Annotated in this window: 16 protein-coding genes; 11 read left to right on the top strand and 5 right to left on the bottom strand. The window is 62.7% G+C overall.

Annotation, left to right across the window (positions count from 1 at the left end):
- The first annotated feature begins 260 nt into the window (after positions 1-260).
- Complete coding sequence (locus tag ACNFBR_RS24465) at positions 261-1,994, top strand: C13 family peptidase (protein ID WP_416737142.1); 1,734 nt, start codon at positions 261-263, stop codon at positions 1,992-1,994.
- Between the two features lie 27 nt (positions 1,995-2,021).
- The gene (locus tag ACNFBR_RS24460) at positions 2,022-2,666 is read left to right on the top strand and encodes an oxidoreductase (RefSeq protein WP_416737141.1); all 645 of its coding nucleotides are present in this window, start codon (positions 2,022-2,024) and stop codon (positions 2,664-2,666) included.
- A 108-nt stretch (positions 2,667-2,774) separates the two neighbouring features.
- Here ACNFBR_RS24460 and ACNFBR_RS24455 read toward each other — a convergent pair whose 3' ends face one another.
- From ACNFBR_RS24455 to ACNFBR_RS24440, 4 genes are all read right to left on the bottom strand, one after another.
- Positions 2,775-3,062 (bottom strand): YceK/YidQ family lipoprotein, encoded by a 288-nt coding sequence (locus tag ACNFBR_RS24455; protein WP_416737140.1) that lies wholly within the window; start codon positions 3,060-3,062, stop codon positions 2,775-2,777.
- Positions 3,059-3,688: a flavin prenyltransferase UbiX gene (gene ubiX, locus ACNFBR_RS24450; RefSeq protein ID WP_013970698.1), complete on the bottom strand. Its 630-nt coding sequence runs from the start codon at positions 3,686-3,688 to the stop codon at positions 3,059-3,061. Before ubiX ends, ACNFBR_RS24455 begins: the two co-directional genes overlap by 4 nt.
- Complete coding sequence (gene mpl, locus ACNFBR_RS24445; RefSeq protein ID WP_416737139.1) at positions 3,685-5,034, bottom strand: UDP-N-acetylmuramate:L-alanyl-gamma-D-glutamyl-meso-diaminopimelate ligase; 1,350 nt, start codon at positions 5,032-5,034, stop codon at positions 3,685-3,687. Before mpl ends, ubiX begins: the two co-directional genes overlap by 4 nt.
- Positions 5,035-5,100: 66 nt before the next feature.
- The gene (locus ACNFBR_RS24440) at positions 5,101-7,116 is read right to left on the bottom strand and encodes a sigma-54-dependent Fis family transcriptional regulator (RefSeq protein WP_416737138.1); all 2,016 of its coding nucleotides are present in this window, start codon (positions 7,114-7,116) and stop codon (positions 5,101-5,103) included.
- Positions 7,117-7,372: 256 nt separating this feature from the next.
- On the opposite strand from ACNFBR_RS24440, the gene ACNFBR_RS24435 reads away from it, so the two are divergent.
- From ACNFBR_RS24435 to ACNFBR_RS24395, 9 genes are all read left to right on the top strand, one after another.
- Positions 7,373-8,893, top strand: coding sequence for an aldehyde dehydrogenase family protein (locus ACNFBR_RS24435; protein ID WP_416737137.1), 1,521 nt, complete (start codon positions 7,373-7,375; stop codon positions 8,891-8,893).
- Positions 8,894-9,120: 227 nt separating this feature from the next.
- The gene (gene eat / locus ACNFBR_RS24430) at positions 9,121-10,569 is read left to right on the top strand and encodes an ethanolamine permease (protein ID WP_133970084.1); all 1,449 of its coding nucleotides are present in this window, start codon (positions 9,121-9,123) and stop codon (positions 10,567-10,569) included.
- 46 nt (positions 10,570-10,615) lie between these two features.
- Positions 10,616-12,010, top strand: coding sequence for an ethanolamine ammonia-lyase subunit EutB (locus ACNFBR_RS24425; RefSeq protein WP_416737136.1), 1,395 nt, complete (start codon positions 10,616-10,618; stop codon positions 12,008-12,010).
- Between the two features lie 8 nt (positions 12,011-12,018).
- Positions 12,019-12,837, top strand: coding sequence for an ethanolamine ammonia-lyase subunit EutC (gene eutC, locus ACNFBR_RS24420; RefSeq protein WP_416737135.1), 819 nt, complete (start codon positions 12,019-12,021; stop codon positions 12,835-12,837).
- A 108-nt stretch (positions 12,838-12,945) separates the two neighbouring features.
- Positions 12,946-13,404 (top strand): GNAT family N-acetyltransferase, encoded by a 459-nt coding sequence (locus ACNFBR_RS24415; RefSeq protein ID WP_416737134.1) that lies wholly within the window; start codon positions 12,946-12,948, stop codon positions 13,402-13,404.
- A gap of 239 nt (positions 13,405-13,643) precedes the next feature.
- Complete coding sequence (locus ACNFBR_RS24410; protein ID WP_416737133.1) at positions 13,644-14,291, top strand: DedA family protein; 648 nt, start codon at positions 13,644-13,646, stop codon at positions 14,289-14,291.
- A gap of 21 nt (positions 14,292-14,312) precedes the next feature.
- On the top strand, positions 14,313-15,128 hold the full coding sequence (locus tag ACNFBR_RS24405; protein WP_416737132.1) for a zinc-dependent peptidase: 816 nt from the start codon (positions 14,313-14,315) through the stop codon (positions 15,126-15,128).
- Between the two features lie 93 nt (positions 15,129-15,221).
- Positions 15,222-15,749, top strand: coding sequence for an inorganic diphosphatase (ppa, locus tag ACNFBR_RS24400; RefSeq protein WP_003255365.1), 528 nt, complete (start codon positions 15,222-15,224; stop codon positions 15,747-15,749).
- 186 nt (positions 15,750-15,935) lie between these two features.
- Positions 15,936-16,637, top strand: coding sequence for a LexA family transcriptional regulator (locus ACNFBR_RS24395; RefSeq protein ID WP_416737131.1), 702 nt, complete (start codon positions 15,936-15,938; stop codon positions 16,635-16,637).
- Positions 16,638-16,910: 273 nt separating this feature from the next.
- Here the strand turns inward: ACNFBR_RS24395 and ACNFBR_RS24390 are convergent, their stop codons facing one another.
- The gene (locus ACNFBR_RS24390) at positions 16,911-18,122 is read right to left on the bottom strand and encodes a glycosyltransferase family 4 protein (RefSeq protein ID WP_416737130.1); all 1,212 of its coding nucleotides are present in this window, start codon (positions 18,120-18,122) and stop codon (positions 16,911-16,913) included.
- Between the last annotated feature and the right edge of the window lie 188 nt (positions 18,123-18,310).

The raw sequence follows: 18,310 nt of genomic DNA, 5'->3' as shown, positions 1-18,310 counted from the left end.
GCGGACGCCTTGGCGCATGGCTCGATTTTACGTCGTACAAACGAGGCGGTCGCGCGCGATGGCCCAGGCGTTACTGGCCCGAAACAAATGTAGGAGCGAGCTTGCTCGCGATGCGCCGCGCGGGCGGCGCTCGATCTCCCAGGCGCCGAACCACTCAAGGCATGCACCTGCCAGTCCTCCCCCAATCCCCCGACCTGCACTCGCTGTCTCAGGATCCCATTCTGCGTCATACTCGGCAGACCTATTGCCCGGTCCTCGCCATGCGTCCACTGCTTCCCATTACCCTGGTCCTGCTGCTCGCCGCCTGTGGCGATGGCGAATCGCTACTTCCGCCGGACGCACGCTTGCCTGACGGCGGGCGTTACCGGGGGCAGGTGGTCGATGGCCTGCTGCAGGGTGAGGGCCGGATCGACTACCCCAACGGCAGCTGGTACGCCGGCGGCTTCAAGGACGGCCAGTGGCACGGCCAGGGCGAATGGCATGGCCAGAACGGCGAGGTGTACCGTGGCCAGTTCGCCGAGGGGCTGTTCCAGGGCCTGGGCGACCTGACCACCCCCGGCAGCCACTATGGCGGCACCTTCAAGCATGGCCGCCGCGACGGCGAAGGCACCCTCAAGCAAGCCGACCAGACCTACCGTGGCCAGTTCAAGGACGACCTCTACGAAGGCGCGGGCGAGCTGGAACTGGCCGACGGCAGCCGCTACCAGGGCCTGTTCGCCAAGGGCAAGCCCAACGGTGCCGGGGTACGCAGCGATGCCAGCGGCAACCAGTTCAGCGGCCACTTCATCAATGGCCAGCTGCAAGGCAGCGGCACCTACGACAGCGTTGACGGCGAACAGTACATCGGTGAGTTCAAGGACAATCGCCTGGAAGGCCGTGGTCGCTACGAAAATGCCGACGGCGATGTGTGGATCGGTGAGTTCAAGGACGGCTCGCTGATCGGCGAAGGTGAGTTGCTGGGCAGCGATGGTAGCCACTACAAAGGTGAGTTCGCCGACTGGCGCCTGTCGGGCCAGGGTAGCCTGCAACTGGCCGACGGCAGCCAGTACATCGGCGGTTTTCTCAACGATGCCTACCATGGCCATGGGCGGTTGATCCTGGCCAGTGGCAAGGTTGAAAGCGGTGTGTGGGCCAACGGCGTGCGCGTGCGCGACCAGAAAGGCAAGCTGCTGCCCGACCCGCTGGACCTGGCCCTGCTCAACCAGGGCCGGCTGCTGGAAGAAGCGCTGGCCCGGGTACCACGCTCGGCGCCGCCGATCCAGTTGTACAGCCTGGTGGTGGCCGGCGATGGCCAGCAAAGCGTGTTCCTGCGCGAAGCCGACTACGTCAGCAACATGCTCAAGGTGCGCTTTGGCGCCCGTGGCCAAGTGACCCTGGTCAACCACCGCGACCATATGGCCACCCGCCCCATGGCCACCCGCGAAAACCTCACCCGGGCCGCCAGCACCCTGGCCGAACGCAGCGGCCCCGAAGACCTGGTGTTCATCTACCTCACCAGCCATGGCAGCCAGGACCACCAATTGGTGCTCGACCAGCCGCGCCTGCAGTTGGCCGACCTGTCCGCCGACGAGCTGGCCACCGCCCTGGCGCCGCTGAAGGACCGCGACAAGGTAATCGTCATCTCCGCCTGCTATTCAGGGGGCTATATCGCCCCACTCAAAGATCAGCGCACGCTGATCATGACCGCCGCCCGGGCCGACCGCGTCTCCTTCGGTTGCTCGGAAGAAGCCGACTTCACCTACTTTGGCGATGCCCTGTTCGCTGAAGCGCTGAACCAGACCGACGACCTGAAACAGGCGTTTGAACTGGCGCGCGCCAGCGTTGCCGAAAGAGAACAAAGGGAAGGCTTCGAGGCCTCTGAACCGCAGCTATGGGCGCCGCCAGCGGTACTTGAACACTGGCAGCACCTGCGCCGCCAACAGGCCGAAGAAGCTTTGCGTAACGCCGCACAGGCCGACGTGGGGGAACAGGCAAAAACGCCCGGCAACCACTAAGCTTGTGTGTAACAAGGGAGAGACATCATGTATTTGACGCCTCAGCATGTCCTGCTTGCCGGTGCCACGGGCCTGACGGGTGAACACCTGCTGGACCGCCTGCTCAACGAGCCCACCATTACCCGCGTGTTGGCGCCCACCCGCCGGCCGCTGGCCGAGCACCCACACCTGGAAAACCCGGTGGGCGACCCGGCGGTGTTTCTCCCGCAATTGGCCGGGCGCGTCGATGTTGCCTATTGCTGCCTGGGCACTACGTTGAAGCAGGCCGGCTCCGAGTCGGCGTTCCGCGCAGTGGACCTGGACATGGTGGTGGCATTCAGCAAACGTGCCCGGGAAATGGGCGCACGGCATCTGCTGGTGGTCAGTGCAATGGGCGCCGACCCCAAGTCGTCCATTTTCTACAACCGGGTCAAGGGCGAGATGGAAGAAGCGCTCAAGGCTCAGGACTGGCCGCAACTGACCATCGCTCGGCCCTCGTTCCTGCTGGGCGAGCGGATAGAACCCCGGCTCACTGAACAGCTGGTTTCACCGCTTTCCAGGTTGATACCTGGCAAGTACCGCGGGATCGAGGCTTGTACGTTGGCCCGGGCGCTGTGGCGCTTGGCGCTGGAGGAAGAGGACGGCATCAGGGTCGTGGAGTCGGATGAGCTTCGCAAGTTGGGCAAGAAGTAAGCTTCGACTGAAAAGACCTGTTCGCGGGCACGCCCGCTCCCACAGGTAATGTGATCGGCTGAAGATCATGGAGATCCAGTGGGAGCGGGCGTGCCCGCGAAAGGGCCATCACAGACCGCCGGTGGCCTGGAAGCCCACACCGGCCGCTGTCAGCAACGATAACGGCAGCAACAGGGTATCGAGCAGCATGCTCCCCGGCAGGTCCAACCCCGGATAGGCCGGTGCATCAGCCCCGTAATGATCTCGCGGGCAGCACCCGCCGTTGATCACGTACAAATCCAGCCGAGTACCGGCATACACCACCGGCGCCCCGGGCTTGGCCGCATCCAGCGTGCGCACCGTGGCGCAACCACTCAGCAACCCCAGCGCCAGCAAACTGGCCAGTGCTCGCCTCAATCATCCACCCCGAAATGATGCTCGCCCCAACGCGGCAACATGTCCTGGGGGATGTTCAGCAGGTTGAGAATGCGCGCCACGACAAAGTCGACCAGGTCGTCGATGGTCTGTGGCTGGTGATAGAAGCCTGGCGCCGCCGGTAGGATTACCGCGCCCATCTGCGACAGCTTGAGCATGTTTTCCAGGTGAATAGTGGAGAACGGCGCTTCGCGTGGCACCAGGATCAGTTGCCGGCGCTCCTTGAGGGTCACGTCAGCAGCCCGTTCGATCAGGTTGTTGCAGGCACCGGTGGCAATCGCCGACAACGTGCCGGTGGAACAGGGCACCACCACCATGGCTGCCGGGGCGCCGGAGCCCGAGGCCACCGGCGACATCCAGTCTTCCTTGCCGTACACGCGGATCTGCCCATCGGCAGCGCCGGTGTATTCGGTCAGGAAGGCCTGCATCGCCTGGGGCTTGGCCGGCAGCACCACGTCCGTCTCGGTGGCCATCACCAACTGCGCGGCCTTGGAGATCAGAAAGTGCACCTCGCGGTCCTCGCGCACCAGGCAATCGAGCAGGCGCAGGCCATACTGGGCGCCCGAGGCGCCCGTCATGGCCAGGGTGATGCGTTCCGGCCCGCTCACTTCAGCGCCTCGGCCAGCTTGCCGTGCAGGCCGCCGAAGCCACCGTTGCTCATGATCACCACATGGGTGCCTGGGCGAGCCTGGCCCTTGACCCGCTCGATGATCGCTTCGAGGCTGTCGGCCACCACGCTCGGCACCTTGCACTGCGCAGCGGTGCCAGCCAGGTCCCAGCCGAGGTTGGCCGGCGCATACCAGATCACCTGGTCGGCGTCGTTGACGCTTTCTGGCAGGCCATCACGGTGGGCACCGAGCTTCATCGAATTGGAGCGCGGCTCGATCACCGCGATCACCGGCGCTTCGCCAACGCGCTTGCGCAGGCCATCGAGGGTGGTGGCAATGGCGGTCGGGTGATGGGCAAAGTCGTCGTAGATGGTCACGCCCTGTACTTCGGCGACCTTCTCCATGCGCCGCTTGACGCTCTTGAAGGCGCTCAAGCCGTCGATGCCCATGGCCGGTGCCACGCCGACATGACGGGCCGCTGCCAGGGTAGCCAGGGCGTTGGCGACGTTATGCTGGCCGGTCAGTGCCCAATCCACCACGCCCTGCGCCTCGCCGTCGAACAGCACTTCGAAGCGCGAACCGTCGGGGCTGAGCAGACGAGCTTGCCACTGACCACCCTCACCGGTGGTTTGCACCGGGGTCCAGCAGCCCATGCCGATGACCCGCTCCAGCGCTTGCTCGGTGGTCGGGTGGATAACCAGGCCCTCGCTGGGGATGGTGCGCACCAAGTGATGGAACTGCCGCTCGATCGAGGCCAGGTCCGGGAAGATGTCCGCGTGATCGAACTCAAGGTTGTTGAGGATCGCGGTACGCGGGTGGTAGTGGACAAACTTCGAGCGCTTGTCGAAGAAGGCGCTGTCGTACTCATCGGCTTCCACCACGAAGAACGGCGTGTCGCCCAAGCGGGCCGACACCGAGAAGTTCTGCGGCACACCACCGATCAGGAAGCCTGGGCTCATGCCGGCGTGTTCCAGCACCCAGGCCAGCATGCTGCTGGTGGTGGTCTTGCCGTGGGTACCGGCAACGGCCAGCACCCAGCGGCCTAGCAGTACGTGGTCGGCCAGCCACTGCGGGCCGGAGACATAGGGCAGGCCCTTGTTCAGCACGTATTCAACCGCTGGGTTGCCGCGCGACATGGCGTTGCCGATGACCACCAGGTCTGGCGTCGGGTCCAGCTGGGCCGGGTCATAACCTTGGGTCAGTTCGATGCCCTGGGCTTCGAGCTGGGTGCTCATCGGGGGATAGACGTTGGCGTCCGAGCCGGTGACGCGGTGGCCAAGTTCCTTGGCCAGCACCGCCAGCGAGCCCATGAAAGTGCCGCAAATACCGAGAATGTGAATATGCATGGTCGACCTCGCAAAACATCGAGGCAGGGTAGCCCAGGGCGCGACAAATCGCACCCGCTGTTTCGCTCAGTCGGCCCTGGTGATGCCGTGTTTGCGCAGTTTTCGATACAAGGTATTGCGGCTGATGCCCAGGTGCTCGGCGACATGGGTCAAGTGCCAGTGTTTTGCCTCCAGCATGGCCAGCAGAGCTTGCCGTTCCGCGTCCTGCAATACCTCGTTACCCACGGACTCACCGTCAATTGCGGAACCGACGCAGGCCCTGTGGGAGCGGGCTTGCCCGCGAACGACGGCAAAGCCCTCGCCCTCTTGCGCCTGTGAAGCAGCCTTCGCGGGCAAGCCCGCTCGCACAGGGCTAGCGTTGTTGCGGACGATGGTTGGGAGATCCGCAAATACGATGCGGGCATCTTCGCAAAGCGCCACCAGGGTACGCAGCACATTGCGCATCTGCCGCACGTTCCCCGGCCAGGTGAATTCGAGCAGTGCCTGCCGCGCCCTGGGCTCGATGTCGATCAGTTGCCCCTGCGCCTCCTGGCGCAGCAGGAAGTCCAGCAACTGCGCCTTGTCACTGCGCTCGCGCACCGCCGGCAACGCCACCTCCAGGCCATTCAGGCGGTAATACAGGTCTTCGCGGAAACTGCCCTGCTCCACCCGCTCCAGCAGGTCACGGTGGGTGGCACTGACAATGCGCACATCCACCGCCTGTGCTTCACCACCAATCGGCACCACCTGGCGCTCCTCCAGCACCCGCAGCAAACGGGTTTGCAGGGCCAGCGGCATGTCACCGATCTCGTCCAGCAGCAAGGTGCCGCCATCGGCCTGCAGCAGCTTGCCACGCATACCCTCCTTGCGCGCGCCGGTGAAGCTGCCACCGCGGTAACCGAACAGCTCGCTCTCGATCAGGCTCTCAGGGATCGATGCACAGTTGATGGCAACGAACGGCTTGCCGCGCCGCTCACTGGCCTGATGCACCGCCTGGGCGAAGGCCTCCTTGCCACAGCCGGTCTCGCCGCGCAGCAGCAATGGCACATCGCGCTCGAACACCCGCACACTGCGGCGGAAATCGTTTTGCAACGCCGGGTCGAGCAGACAGACCAGCGGCTCCACTTCGCGCGCGGGCCGCGGCTGGGCGGCCGGCACCGACCACACCGGTACGCGGGCCTGCCCCCGCAGGCTGGCGAACACCTGGCGGCCGTCCAGGGTACGCAACGGCCAGGCGGTGCTGCCACCGGGCGTGGCGCGGCTGAACAGTTCGTCGTGGCTGCAGGCAAAAAAACGTTCCAGCGGTTTGCCCAGCACGCCACCGCGCACGGTACCCAGCAGGTTCAGCGCGCTCTGGTTGGCGGCGCAGATGCGCCCATCGCCGTCGAACGCCAGCAGGCCTTCGCTGAACAGCCCGACCGACTCGGCCTGCAGGTGAAAACGCAGCAGCCATTGCTGCTCGAAATGGCGCAGGAAGTAGCAGCTTTCGATCATCTTCGCCGACAGGTTGACCAGCGCCATGGTGTGGAACTGGCTTTGCCGCGATACGTCGGGGCGTGCCGAGGACACGTCGAGAACCGCCAGCAGCTCGCCATGCGGGTCGAACACCGGGCTGGCCGAGCAGGTCAGGCCGGTGTGGCGGCCACGGAAGTGCTCGTTCTGGTGGATGGTCAGCGCCTGGCGCTCGACCAGGCAGGTGCCAATACCGTTGGTGCCTTCGCGCGCCTCGCTCCAGTCGGCGCCCAACCACAACCCGGCACGCTCGAAGCTACGACGCTCGGTGGGGGCGCTGACACAGTTGAGGATCACCCCGCGGGCGTCGGTCAGCAGTACCGCATGGCCCGCGCCCGAGAGCTGCTGGTGCAGGCTATTCATTTCATGGTCGGCAATTTGCAGCACCTGGCGCAGGCGCTCGCGGCTTTCCAGCAGGCGCCCATGCTCGAGTACCACAGGCGCCTCGATCACCGATGGGTCGAGGTGGTAGTCCTCCAGGCAGCGCAGCCAGGAGCGGGCGATGGACGGGTCACTGCCGCCCTCCCCGGCCCCACCATGGGCAACGCTGTGGACTTGCTGGGCATGGCGACTGAAATGATTGCTCTGCATTTGTTGTAGTTCTCCGCAGATAGAGAGTCAGCCCAGCATCCTCCACCCGGGAAGGCTTTGCAATGCACCCGCCTGTGACGTGTCGCAAATGGCACAAAATGTCACCCCGATGCGTACCGACGCTGACACAGCGAGCGATAAAAGGACCTTTCTACCTGACCCAAGTCATTGATTTTCCTGGCATGCGAAACGCTGGCCCAACCTTTGCTCTACGCTTCTCAACTCCTCAACAAACATAACAGCCAGGAGACACACCATGCGTTACGCACATCCCGGTACCGAGGGCGCGAAGGTTTCCTTCAAGAGCCGCTACGGCAACTACATCGGTGGCGAGTTCGTAGCTCCGGTCAAGGGGCAGTATTTCGAAAACACGTCCCCGGTGAATGGCAAGCTGATCGCCGAATTCCCCCGTTCCACTGCCGATGACATCGAAAAAGCACTCGACGCCGCCCACGCCGCTGCCGACGCCTGGGGCCGCACCTCGGTGCAGGACCGCTCCAACGTGCTGCTGAAGATCGCCGACCGCATCGAGCAGAACCTTGAGCTGCTGGCCATCACCGAAACCTGGGACAACGGCAAGCCGATCCGTGAAACCCTGAACGCCGACATCCCGCTGGCGGTCGACCACTTCCGCTATTTCGCTGGCTGCATCCGCGCCCAGGAAGGCGGCGCTGCCGAAATCAACGAAGGCACCGTGGCCTATCACATCCACGAACCGCTGGGCGTGGTCGGGCAAATCATCCCGTGGAACTTCCCGATCCTGATGGCGGCCTGGAAGCTCGCGCCTGCGCTGGCTGCCGGCAACTGCGTGGTACTCAAGCCTGCCGAGCAGACGCCCCTGGGCATCACCGTGCTGCTGGAAGTGATCGGCGACCTGCTGCCACCGGGCGTGCTCAACGTGGTGCAAGGCTTTGGCCGCGAAGCCGGTGAAGCCCTGGCCACCAGCAAGCGCATTGCCAAGATCGCCTTCACCGGCTCTACCCCGGTGGGTTCGCACATCATGAAATGCGCGGCCGAAAACATCATCCCATCCACCGTCGAACTGGGCGGCAAATCGCCGAACATCTACTTCGAAGACGTGATGAACGCCGAGCCAAGCTTCATCGAGAAAGCTGCCGAGGGCATGGTGCTGGCGTTCTTCAACCAGGGCGAGGTGTGCACCTGCCCATCGCGTGCCCTGGTACAAGAGTCGATCTACCCGCAGTTCATGGAAGTGGTGATGAAGAAGGTGCTGCAGATCAAGCGCGGCGACCCGCTGGACACCGACACCATGGTCGGCGCCCAGGCCTCGCAGCAGCAATTCGAGAAAATCCTCTCGTACCTGCAAATCGCCCAGGACGAAGGCGCCGAGCTGCTGACCGGCGGCAAGGTGGAGAAACTGGAAGGCTCGCTGGCCACCGGTTACTACATTCAGCCGACCCTGCTCAAGGGCAACAACAAGATGCGCGTGTTCCAGGAAGAAATCTTCGGCCCGGTGGTCAGCGTCACCACCTTCAAGGACGAAGCCGAAGCGCTGGCAATCGCCAACGACACCGAGTTCGGCCTGGGCGCCGGCGTGTGGACCCGCGACATCAACCGTGCCTACCGCATGGGCAGAGGGATCAAGGCTGGCCGTGTATGGACCAACTGCTACCACCTGTACCCGGCGCATGCGGCGTTTGGCGGGTACAAGAAGTCGGGGGTAGGACGTGAGACGCACAAGATGATGCTCGACCACTATCAGCAGACCAAGAACCTGCTGGTGAGCTACGACATCAATCCGCTGGGCTTCTTCTAAACCGCGTCGGCTGCTTCGCAGCGCAAGGCTGCTCCTACAGGGACCGCACAAGTTTTGGATGCTGTGCGAACCCTGTGGGAGCGGGCAAGCCCGCGAAGCGGCCGTACCTGCATACTCAAAAACCAGCGCGGTTGCCGTGCACCAACCGCTCTGGCTCGCTTCCTGCAGTATCCATCACCATCGGCCCGGAACCCTTCCGGCCACCAAGAAAAACAACAGGTGAATCTATGCCAAGCGATCATTCCGCCGGCTCCCCGGCAGGCTCTTCCGTAGACTTCGAAAAAGTCGGCTCGGACTATTTCCAGCAACGTGAACTGAAAAAAGGCGCCGCCGGCTGGGTGCTGCTGGTTGGCCTGGGCGTGGCCTACGTCATCTCCGGCGACTACGCCGGCTGGAACTTTGGCCTGGCCCAAGGCGGCTGGGGTGGCATGTTCCTGGCCACCTTGCTGATGGCCACCATGTACCTGTGCATGTGCTTCTCGCTGGCCGAACTGTCGTCGATGATCCCCACCGCTGGCGGCGGCTATGGCTTTGCCCGCAGCGCCTTCGGCCCGTGGGGCGGCTTCCTGACCGGCACGGCGATCCTCATTGAATACGCCATCGCACCCGCCGCCATCGCCGTGTTCATCGGCGCCTACTGCCAGTCGCTGTTCGGCATCGGCGGTTGGATGATCTACCTGGCGTTCTACATCGTATTCATCGGCATCCACATCTTTGGCGTCGGCGAGGCGTTGAAGCTGATGTTCATCATCACCGCCATCGCTGCCATCGCCCTGGCGGTGTTCCTGGTGAGCATGGTGCCCCATTTTGATGCGGCCAACCTGTTCGACATCGCCAAAACGGACGCGGTAGGCGCCAGCAGCTTCCTGCCGTTCGGCTATGTCGGCGTGTGGGCGGCCATTCCCTACGCCATCTGGTTCTTCCTTGCCGTAGAGGGTGTGCCGCTGGCCGCCGAAGAAACCAAGAACCCCAAGCGTGACCTGCCACGCGGCCTGATCGGCGCCATGCTGGTACTGCTGGCCTTTGCCCTGCTGATCCTGGTGGTCGGCCCGGGTGGCGCTGGCTCCGAAGCGCTGAAAGCGTCCGGTAACCCGCTGGTCGAGGCATTGTCCAAAGCCTACGGCGGCAGCACCTGGATGGGCGGCTTCGTCAACCTGGTAGGCCTGGCCGGGTTGATCGCCAGCTTCTTCTCGATCATCTATGCCTATTCCCGGCAGATCTTCGCCCTGTCCCGCGCGGGCTACCTGCCGCGCAAACTGTCGGAAACCAACAAGAGCAAAGCCCCGGTATTGGCCCTGGTCATCCCCGGCATCATCGGTTTTGCCCTGTCGCTGACCGGCCAGGGCGACCTGCTGATTCTGGTCGCGGTGTTCGGCGCTACGCTGTCGTATGTACTGATGATGGCCGCACACATCACCCTGCGCATCCGCCGGCCGAAGATGGAGCGCCCGTACCGCACCCCCGGTGGCATCTTCACCTCGGGCGTAGCCTTGGTGCTGGCGTGCATCGCCGTGGTCGCCGGCTTCCTGGTCGACCCACGGGTAGTGATTGGCGCCGCGGTGATCTATGCGGTATTAATTGCCTACTTTGCTTTCTACAGCCGCCACCACCTGGTCGCGGGCACACCGGAAGAGGAATTCGCCGCGATCCAGAAGGCCGAAGAGGCCCTGCACTGATCGCCGCCACCCGCCGCGGGGCAACCCGCGGCTCTGGAGATTCTGTATGGCAAGTTTCGTACACACGGTCGGCCACCTGGTCTACCGCTTCGACAGCCTCAAGGACGTGATGGCCAAGGCCAGCCCGGCACGCTCGGGGGACTACCTGGCGGGCGTCGCGGCCAGCAACGATGGCGAGCGCGTCGCTGCGCAAATGGCGTTGGCCAATATCCCGCTGACGCATTTTCTCAATGAAGCACTGATCCCCTATGAAGATGACGAGGTCACCCGCCTCATCGTCGATACCCACGACGCCCAGGCTTTCGCAGCGGTCAGCCACCTGACCGTGGGCGGCCTGCGCGACTGGCTGCTGAGCGAGGAGGCCAATGAAGACAGCCTGCGCGCCCTGGCGCCAGGGCTGACACCGGAAATGGCAGCCGCGGTGTCGAAGATCATGCGCGTGCAGGACCTGGTGCTGGTGGCGCAGAAAATCCGGGTAGTCACGCGCTTTCGCGGCACCATGGGCCTGCGCGGGCGCCTGTCGACCCGGTTGCAACCCAACCACCCGACCGACGAACCGGCCGGTATCGCCGCCAGCATTCTCGACGGCCTGCTGTACGGCAACGGCGACGCCATGATCGGCATCAACCCGGCCACTGACAGCATCGCCTCGATTTGCGCCCTGCTGGAAATGCTCGATGCCATCATCCAGCGCTATGACATCCCCACCCAGTCCTGCGTGCTGACCCACGTCACCACCTCGATCGAAGCGATCAACCGTGGCGTACCCCTGGACCTGGTGTTCCAGTCCATCGCCGGCACCGAGGCCGCCAACGCCGGCTTCGGCATCAACCTGAACGTGTTGCAGGAAGGCTACGAAGCAGGCCTGTCGCTGAAACGAGGCACCCTCGGGCAGAACCTGATGTATTTCGAAACGGGCCAGGGCAGCGCGCTGTCGGCCAACGCCCACCACGGCGTCGATCAGCAAACCTGCGAAACCCGCGCCTATGCCGTGGCCCGCCACTTCAAGCCGTTCCTGGTCAACACCGTGGTCGGTTTCATTGGCCCGGAGTACCTGTACAACGGCAAGCAGATCATTCGCGCGGGCCTTGAGGACCACTTCTGCGGCAAGCTGCTGGGCGTGCCGATGGGCTGCGACATCTGCTACACCAACCATGCCGAAGCCGACCAGGATGACATGGACACCCTGCTGACCTTGCTGGGTGTGGCCGGGATCAACTTCATCATGGGCATCCCCGGCTCAGACGACATCATGCTCAACTACCAGACCACCTCGTTCCATGACGCGCTGTACGCGCGCCAGACCCTCGGCCTTAAGCCCGGGCCGGAGTTCGAGGCTTGGCTGGCCCGCACCGGCATTTTCACCCAGGCCGATGGCCGGGTGCGCTTCGGTGACAACCTGCCACCGGCCTTCCGTCAGGCCTTGGCACAGCTTGCATAGGGATGACCATGGACCATCGCACGCCTACCCCCGACAACCCTTGGTTGGCCCTGCGCAACCTGACCCCGGCGCGCATCGCCCTGGGCCGCACCGGCACCAGCCTGCCGACCGGGGCGCAGCTGGACTTCCAGTTCGCCCATGCCCAGGCCCGTGATGCCGTGCACCTGGCATTCGACCACGCCGGCCTGGCTAGCCAACTGAGTGACCGCGGGCGCGAAAGCCTGGTGCTGCACAGCGCTGCCAGCGACCGCCACCAGTACCTGCAGCGCCCGGACCTGGGGCGGCGGCTGAACGAAGATTCGATTGCCACCCTGCGCCAGCACGCCCAAGGCAACCCCGGCGGCGTCGACCTGGCCATCGTCGTCGCCGACGGCCTCTCGGCGCTGGCCGTGCATCGCCACACCCTGCCGTTTCTGGCCCGCTTCGAGGAACAGGCCGCCGCCGATGGTTGGACCAGCGCCCCGGTGGTGCTGGTGCAGCAGGGCCGCGTCGCCGTGGCCGATGAAGTTGGCGAGCTGCTGGGTGCACGGATGACGGTGATGCTGATCGGCGAACGCCCGGGGTTGAGCTCGCCCGACAGCCTGGGCCTGTATTTCACCTACGCGCCGAAGGTTGGCCTGACTGATGCCTACCGCAACTGCATTTCCAACATCCGCCTGGAGGGGCTGAGCTATGGCATGGCAGCCCATCGCCTGCTGTACTTGATGCGTGAAGCCTGCCGACGCCAGCTTTCCGGGGTGAATCTGAAGGACGAAGCCGAGGTCCATAGCCTGGACAGTGAAGACAGCGCCAGCCAGAAGGGTAACTTTCTACTCGGCAAAGGGTAAAAAACATGTCACGGATGGCGGATTGCACTTGTGCCGTGCATTGGGCAGCATGCCCTTGAAAGCTGCTGGCATTCCGCTGTTTCCCCTAATGGACTCTGAGGGCCGCACATGCGCATCATCAAGGCAACCCTGGAACACCTCGACCTGCTCACGCCATTGTTCGTCAAATACCGTGAGTTCTATGGGCAACTGCCCTACCCCGACAGCTCGCGCAGCTTTTTGGAAAAGCGCCTGAAACGGGATGAATCGGTGATCTACCTGGCGCTACCGGATGATGACGACGGCAAACTGCTGGGCTTTTGCCAACTGTACCCGAGCTACTCGTCGCTGTCATTGAAGCGGGTATGGATTCTCAACGATATCTATGTGGCCGAAGACTCGCGGCGCATGCTGGTGGCTGACCACCTGATGCGCGAGGCGAAGAAAATGGCCAAGCAGACCAACGCCGTGCGCATGCGGGTATCGACCAGCGCGGACAACGAGGTGGCGCACAAGACTTACGAATCCATCGGGTTTCGTGAAGATACCGAGTTCAAGAGCTACATCTTGCCGATCAGCCAGGATTGACCTGCGGCGGCCTCTTCGCGGGCACGCCCGCTCCCACAGAGACACCACCGTTCCAAACGGCTTGTGGGAGCGGGCGTGCCCGCGAAGAGGCCACCAAAGGAAAACCACTGTCGTAACCCCCCGCTACAAACTCCCCGGGCATGTTCCTGACTTAGCCGTATAATGCCCCCTCTGTCATGTGTGAAAATCTACCCATCCCCAGGTAACCGAGCCTACGCCCCAGAACACAGGTGCTGTACATGGATTTCAACCCGCTGGACCTTATCCTGCATCTCGATGCCTACCTCGATCTGCTGGTCACCAATTACGGTCCCTGGATCTACGCCATCCTGTTCACCGTGATCTTCTGCGAAACCGGGCTGGTCGTAATGCCCTTCCTGCCGGGCGACTCGCTGCTGTTCATCGCCGGCGCCGTGGCCGCGGGTGGCGGCATGGACCCGGTGTTGCTGGCCGGCCTGCTGATGCTTGCCGCGATCCTGGGCGACAGCACCAATTACGTGATCGGCCGAACGGCCGGCGAGCGCTTGTTCAACAACCCCAACTCGAAGATCTTCCGCCGCGATTACCTGCAGCGCACACACGAATTCTACGAACGCCATGGCGGCAAGACCGTGACCCTGGCGCGTTTCCTGCCCATCCTGCGCACCTTCGCGCCGTTCGTCGCCGGCATCGCCCACATGCATTACCCACGCTTCCTCGGCTTCAGCGTCGCCGGCTCGCTGCTGTGGGTCGGCGGCCTGGTCACCCTGGGTTACTTCTTCGGCAACGTGCCGTTCATCAAGCAGCACCTGTCGCTGATGGTGGTGGGCATCATCGTTCTGTCGCTCGTGCCGATGATTCTCGGCCTGCTGCGTGGGCGCCTGGGCCGCACGGCCAAGGCTCACTGAACACGTAAAAGAACAACCGGCATGTGGTCATTCAGCGCCTGGCGGCGCAAGCGCACCCTGGCGCGTTACCCGATCACGCCACAGCAATGGCAGGCCGTACGCGAACGCCTGCCGATGCTGGACGGCATCACGGACGCAGAAGACCACTGGCTGCGCGAAGCCTGCATCCTGTTCCTGCTCGACAAGCACCTCACCTGCCTGCCCGGCGTCGAACTGGATGACGAGCAGCGCCTATTGCTGGCCGCCCAGGCGCAATTGCCACTGCTGCACCTGGGTGAGCTGAACTGGTACCAGGGCTTCCACGAAATCATCCTCTATCCCGACGACTTCAAGAGCCCCCAGCGCCACCGCGATGCCAGTGGCGTGGAGCATGTATGGGACGGCGAGCACAGCGGCGAAGCCTGGCAACAGGGGCCGATCATCCTGGCCTGGAACGGCGTGCTGGCCAGTGGCGGCTGGGAGGCCTACAACCTGGTCATCCATGAGCTGGCGCACAAGCTGGACATGCTCAACGGCGATGCCAACGGCCTGCCGCCGCTGCACACCGGCATGCCGGTGGATGACTGGGCAACCGCCATGCAGCAAGCTTACGACGACCTCAACCGCCAGCTGGACGCCGACCCCGACGCCGAAACCGCCATCGACCCCTATGCGGCGGAAAACCCGGCAGAATTCTTTGCCGTCACCAGCGAATACTTCTTTAGTGCCCCTGACCTGCTGCATCAGGCTTATCCACTGGTCTACCGCCAGTTGTCGCTGTTCTACCGGCAAGACCCGCTGGCGCGCCTGTGCCGGCTGCAGGCCGAACACCCCGAGTACCGCGAAAGCCACGCCTGACGGGGCCGCACATCAGGCCAGGCGTGGCATGCCCCGGCAGAATGTGCCTATAATCGCCGCCACTTTTTTGGTCAAACACGGGGGCACTGCCCAATGAGCTACAGCAAGATTCCGGCGGGCAAAGACCTGCCGAACGACATCTACGTCGCCATCGAGATCCCGGCCAACCACGCGCCGATCAAATACGAAATCGACAAGGACAGCGACACCCTGTTCGTCGACCGTTTCATGGCTACCCCGATGTTCTACCCAGCCAACTACGGCTTCATCCCGAACACCCTGGCTGACGACGGTGACCCGCTGGACGTGCTGGTGGTTACCCCTTACCCGGTAGCCCCAGGCTCGGTAATCCGCGCCCGTCCAGTTGGCGTACTGAACATGACCGACGACGGCGGCGGCGACGCCAAGGTCATCGCTGTTCCTCACGACAAGCTGTCGCAGCTGTACGTCGACGTGAAGGAATACACCGACCTGCCAGCCCTGCTGATTCAGCAGATCGAGCACTTCTTTGCCAACTACAAAGATCTCGAGAAGGGCAAGTGGGTCAAGATCGAAGGCTGGGAAGGCGCCGACGCCGCCCGCGCCGCGATTACCAAATCGGTTGCTGCCTACAAAGGCTGATACCGGTTTTAGGAAAAACCCCGCCTTGGCGGGGTTTTTTTATGCCGGAACGGGCAGCACGCTGATTGGCGGTAACAAATCCTACGCAGTCCTACAGCAGCACCCTACAAACAGCCTTTTTTCACACAAACGCCGTCAACAACCTGTTGATATCCTTGCTGGTCCCCCGCCGCTACACTCGCCGCCATGAACAATTCCGGTGACCGTCTCAAGGCCCTGCTCCACGAGTGTGGCCTGACCCCTTCCGATTTCGCTGCTCAACGCAACGTCACATCGCAGCACGTCAACAACTGGTTCAAACGCGGTGTGCCTTTGGCCCGGCTGGACGAACTGGCCGATCTGTTCTGTGTGCACCGCCGTTGGTTGCGCACGGGTGAGGGCCCCAAGCATCCCACCCCGATCCTGCGTAACGGCCCGCCAAAGCCGACACTCGCCAATCCACCTACCCCGCTGTTGGCGCATAGCGGCCGGCTACTGAAGGTACCTTACTACGAAGTGCACAACTGCCAGCTATCACCGGTGGCCAGCAAACACCTGCGCCTGCCGGCAAAAGCCCTCAAGGCGCTGGGTGTACAGGCCGGTAATGCGATTTGCCTGGCGATGCCGGCCAGCAACATGCTCCCGCTGATTCCGCTGGAGGCCACCCTGGTCATCGACCTGGGCATGACCCGAGTGGTCGAGGGCGAAACCTATGCCTTGTTGCACAACGGCATGATCAGGGTGAACAGCCTCAGCCTTGGCCAGCACGATACGCTCTACTTGCACAGCCATGACCGGCGCAACTACGCCGTCGAACGCTACACCCCAGCGCAGCGCCAGGCGCAGGGCCTGGAGATTCTTGGTTGGGTGTTCCACTGGTCGCATTTCCGCCAGCAGCGGCCCGGCTGAAACACCCTGTGCCATTTTTTGCTGGGCATCCTGCGCGCGCCCTTGTATGCTACGCGGCACATTCAGCCCCGACCGGCGCAAGCCGCGGTCCAGAGGGCTCGGCGATATCCCACACGGGCATCTGCCATCTCTTTCAGGCCCTTGATGGCCATACAGTTAAGGCGATTGCGGCTTACCATAAATTAGTCGGAAGCGTCCCCGAGAAGCCGGCCACAAGCCGGCTTTTTAATGCCCCAGCGAACACGATACAACCGGTAGCCCTCGTGCATGGCATCAGCTGCGCGGGCCGGCCGTGAGCGTCAAGCTGCTCTTCAGGAATTCCTCGCGAACCTGATGCATCTGCAAGTGTGTTTTCCCCGTCGCATAATCCAGCCCCGCGAGCCCCATTTTCAGCGCCAACTCAGGGTGCCGCGCAACATATCGAATACGGTCTGCCAAACTGGACGGGTTACCGGTTTCAAAGGTGAGCGCATTGTGCCTGCTGGTAATGTCCTGTACCCCGGATGTGTCCGAGCCGATGACAGGAACGCCTTGGCTGAACGCGTCGAAAATGATTCGGGGTTGTTCCTGTTTCAATGTCGGGACCAATAACCAATCATGCTGGGCAATGATCGTGAAAAAGTCTTTGCCATAATCGACTGCGTGCTGGAACCTCACTTTGACGGCGCCACGCTGCTCTGCGGCAAAACGTAGGCAGTGCGCCTTCAGATCCCCGTCACCCATGAGGGTGACCGTGATATCCACGCCGTCGGCGCCCAGTTGTTCAATGGCTTCAAGTACGACCAGAACACCTTTGTCCACAACCAGGCGTGATGGGAAAAGCAAGTTGAGCGCACGACCGTGCCGGCCTTCTAATCGTTTCCTGACGGCCTCGGGAGCCGCCATGAACTGCTTGTCGAGCCAGCTGGCAGGGTTGATTAAGGTGTGGTGATTGTTACCCCCGAGAAAATATTCCTTGTAGAAAGATTGGGTGAATATCCTGGCATTCGCCAGTTTCAAGCAGCGTTTCAAGATGAGGGTATGCGCATAGTGCTCGATGACCGCCCGGAAAGTCCGTGCTTCACCCTGCCCCAACATCCAGAATGAAGACTCAATGACCACAACCCATTGAAAGCGGAACAATGGCTTCAGGGGCAGCAGGTAAAAGGACAACGGGAAGGCCCAACCGGCACCATCGGAATGAACGACCCTGGCCGGCCTGCAGGCTTTGGCGACGGTCATGAAGTTAGGCAGGAAATTCTTAATTACAGAGACGAGCCCATCGTCTTTTCTCAAACCATAAAGCCATTTGACATTCAGATGGCTAATGCTTTGCAAGCCTTCGACGTTGTTGCTCTTTTCAACAGGGCAACAGATGCCGAAGTTTTCTATGTAGGTAAGGTGAAGCTCTATATCCTTGACCCACAAAGGGTCGGTAAACAGCTCACCTTGCGCGTTCATTACAATTGAAATCCTGGTAAACAGGATGTATGGGTCTTCGATCATATTCCCCTCACAGGGAGCCTGGACACTATCAGTTGAATTGTCTACATGGGGCCTACTCCTTAAATACCAGCCGTCCATCTCAACAACGTTCCAGCGTCCTTGCAGACTTCCTGCGCACGCAGCAAGCACTCCGCTAGGGCTACACTCTAGTGCGCCTTAACCGATTACACACGCCATGCTGCAAAAAA

Origin of the sequence: Pseudomonas sp. NY11955 (genome assembly GCF_048068035.1) — a bacterium.
In the GTDB taxonomy this organism is placed as follows: Bacteria; Pseudomonadota; Gammaproteobacteria; order Pseudomonadales; family Pseudomonadaceae; genus Aquipseudomonas.
This window is presented reverse-complemented; position numbering and strand designations above follow the sequence as displayed.